At 54.4% G+C, this 3,023-nt stretch carries 3 protein-coding genes; 1 reads left to right on the forward strand and 2 read right to left on the reverse strand.

The genetic code is table 11. The annotated features are described in order from the left end of the window. Positions 1 to 603: 603 nt before the first annotated feature. A complete protein-coding gene (locus JAO82_RS14090) occupies positions 604 to 1,680 on the forward strand; it encodes a replication initiator protein A (RefSeq protein ID WP_198687027.1) in 1,077 nt (358 codons plus the stop codon). Positions 1,681 to 1,834: 154 nt separating this feature from the next. Here the strand turns inward: JAO82_RS14090 and JAO82_RS14095 are convergent, their stop codons facing one another. Both JAO82_RS14095 and JAO82_RS14100 read right to left on the reverse strand, forming a co-directional pair. Next, positions 1,835 to 2,149 carry a hypothetical protein gene (locus JAO82_RS14095; RefSeq protein WP_198687028.1) on the reverse strand — a complete coding sequence of 105 codons (315 nt, stop codon included), beginning with the start codon at positions 2,147 to 2,149 and terminating at the stop codon, positions 1,835 to 1,837. After that, positions 2,146 to 2,886 carry a ParA family protein gene (locus JAO82_RS14100; RefSeq protein WP_332872539.1) on the reverse strand — a complete coding sequence of 247 codons (741 nt, stop codon included), beginning with the start codon at positions 2,884 to 2,886 and terminating at the stop codon, positions 2,146 to 2,148. Before JAO82_RS14100 ends, JAO82_RS14095 begins: the two co-directional genes overlap by 4 nt. Between the last annotated feature and the right edge of the window lie 137 nt (positions 2,887 to 3,023).

Raw genomic sequence — 3,023 nt, forward strand, 5'->3', positions numbered from 1 at the left:
CTCCGCGCCGCTGCCGGTTGCTCACATCGCGCCAATCGGCGTATCAACCCAACGGGCTCCGGTTCCGCATGGATGAAAGTTCAGTGGCAGGTCAACTACCCTCCTCTTTTTTCAGAACCTCTCATAAGACGAGCCTGTTCTCTTTTTGAGTGCCTGCATTTGGCGGCGTGAGTAACGGGCCGGGGGTGCTATGGTTGAATTTGCTATATTCTGGCTGTTGGTCCCATCACATGGATTGAACGCTGTAAGGAAAACCACCGAGACAGGGTCTGAAAAGATGTTCATCCCGTGAGTTTATCTAGGCCAAAACTGAAGCTGAATAGATGTCCGGTGAAACCGAGGGCAAAATGAGGCACCGCGATCAACTACACTGGGTGAGTGTTATAAATGTTAGATTCTGTGTTACGCGCAAAAAAACACTGTCTAACTATATGTAATATAATGCAGTTTCACTACCGTCGGTTCCTGATACCCCGAACTTTGGTTCCTGATACCCCGAATATGGGTTCCTGATACCCGCGTCTGGAAAAAGTTACACACAGGCTTTCTGGTTCTTGATACCCCGAATCTTGACAACGGTTCCTGATACCCCGAATGTAGGGCATGGTTCCTGATACCCCGAACTCATTTGATAAACTTCTTCCTGACCGGCACCCTCAGCCGGACTTCTTCATTTGTGACGTAGCGGATGCGGTTCTCAAGGATCTTATGCCGACCATGGAGCATCCGTTCTACGCGTTGTCGAAGAAGCCTGAAACGGCGGTCCGGCGCTATGAGCACAAGGGGCATTGGCTGGAAATAATTCCCAGCGTGAAGGGGCAGGCAACGATTTATGATAAGGATATTTTGATCTACGCGGTCTCGCAGATTATGGACAAGCTGAACCAGGGCCAAAAAGTCGACCGGCGCCTTAGGTTCAGCCCCCGCGAGCTGTTGATCTTCGTCAATCGTGGCACGGGCGGGAAAGATTACAACGCCTTCGTGGAGGGTCTCGAGCGCCTGATGGGAACGGTCATAAAGACGAACATCACGACCCACAGCGATAGGTCAGCGGTGGCGCTGGGGGACGAAGAAGAGACTGGTCTCTTCCATTTGATCGAGAGTGCGCATGTGCGCCGGAAGGATGGCACCCAGAATGGCCGCATTCTGTGGGCTGAAATCCAGATTTCAGAGTGGATCTTCAACAGCATTCGGCGGAACAAGGTTCTCACGCTTCATCGCGACTATTTCCGATTGCGAAAACCGATCGAGCGGCGGGTATATGAGATTGCCCGCAAGTTCTGCGGCTCTCAACCATCACATAAGGTGGGGCTTGAGAATCTCTTGAAACGGACCGGCGCACGCATGCCGTTGAAACGGTTCCGCTTCGTGATCCGCGATTTGGCGCGGCATGATCATCTTCCCGATTATAGCGTCAGCTTTGAGGAAGAAGGCGACAATGTGGTGTTCACCAATCGAGGAACGGTCACTGCAGCGGGGAGTACCGAAACGGTAGGGCATACCCCGGAGATTTCTCTGCACCCAGACACTTATGAAAAAGCCCGCATGGTTGCGCCGGGATGGGATGTCTATGTGCTGGAACAGGATTGGCGCAGCTGGATGACGGAACCGCCGCGCAATCCAGATGCGGCTTTCATCGGCTTTTGCCGCAAAGTGTTTGAGCGTCGGGGCGGGCCATAGCAGCGAGTAACAGTCGCGGTGGCTGAGATATGCATGCCGACCTAAAGCGTGTCGCACTTGCCTAGGTGCAAGTGTTCACGCGGTGACATGAGGCGGCGTTTACGCAGCAAATGCGTGCATGGCGCCCCGTGAATGCGTTTCAAGGCAACACGCGCTAATCGTCCTCCCTGCCCCGCTGTGCATCAAGCAAGAGTTCAAGACCTTGCCATAGGGTCAGGTCGCGCGTTCTACAAAAATCCCGGAAGCGATCCACCACGCGTTTCGGCCCCGGAATTGAGACCTTGCCCTGGGGCTCTCTGCGCTTGGGTCCCGGCTTCAGGCGTGGGGATGAATCGCGGGCGACAAATCCCAATTCCGAACCGGCTTGCACGGCCTTTTCGACGCTGCTGTGTTCGATTTTTGGACGTTGCTTGCGCGGCTCTGTGGTCTTGGGAAGTTCAATGCCCCCACCAAACCCATATTTGCTCATGATGCCCTCTCATTGGTGAGGGCATGAATGAGAGCCTGGGCGTAGTCCCGGGCATTTTCGATGGCGCTTGTCACTTGCCTCAAGGCCTTATCGGTAACGGATGCGGTTTTCCCTTCATGTTCGGCAGTAACGATGGCGAGGAGTTCGGAGAGAAGCACCCCGTCGCGGAAAATGCGCGTATATGGCGCGCGTTTGGCAACCCGCACCGGTAGGCTTGGAATATTGTTGATCTCCATCTCTTTCCGAACGTCGCGCTCATCCGTGGTTTGGAACGCGGCATTGGTCCGGGTAAACAGAAGCGTGTAATTGATCGGTGCGCGAATCATGCTGGAAGTGGTCTGCACAAGACGCACTGCGGCAGCGGCCTGTCGTGCTTCCATGGGAGAGCCGTCCAGCGGGATCACACAAAGGTCCGTCCGCGAAAGTGCGAAGGTGACGACCTGATCTTTCGAGCCTTCGAGGTCGATGATCAGATAATCGGTCGTGTCATTCAAGGAGTCGATCAGCTCGACGATCTCGTCGGCTTGCGGGCGGGCATGGATTGCAAAAGGCACCTGGCGCCCGTCTGCACTGCGCGCTTCAGCCCATGCGAGAATATTGGCGTTGGGGTCAAGGTCGAGAATCGCGACACGTCCCCCAGAGTGGGCGATCTGCTCGGCCAAGAGCATTGCGGAGGTCGTTTTTCCGGACCCACCCTTTGGGTTGGCAAAAGTAATAACATACATGCTCGGAACCATAAGACAAAGCTGACATCAACGTCAACTTTAACATCAGGATTAACACCAGAGTTAATTCTGGAGCTAATGATGGGCCCAGAGTTGGCGCCAACTCTAACTATAACTCTAACTCTAACTCTAGCACTGATGCGGGGGGG

The organism is Pontibaca salina (assembly GCF_016307205.1).
Taxonomy (GTDB): domain Bacteria; phylum Pseudomonadota; class Alphaproteobacteria; order Rhodobacterales; family Rhodobacteraceae; genus Pontibaca; species Pontibaca salina.

What these genes read in the sequence shown, in the direction of transcription:
- JAO82_RS14095 (WP_198687028.1), bottom strand. Translation starts at nt 2,149, where the DNA reads ATGAGCAAATATGGGTTTGGTGGGGGCATTGAACTTCCCAAGACCACA.
- JAO82_RS14100 (WP_332872539.1), bottom strand. Translation starts at nt 2,886, where the DNA reads ATGGTTCCGAGCATGTATGTTATTACTTTTGCCAACCCAAAGGGTGGG.
- JAO82_RS14090 (WP_198687027.1), top strand. Translation starts at nt 604, where the DNA reads ATGGTTCCTGATACCCCGAACTCATTTGATAAACTTCTTCCTGACCGG.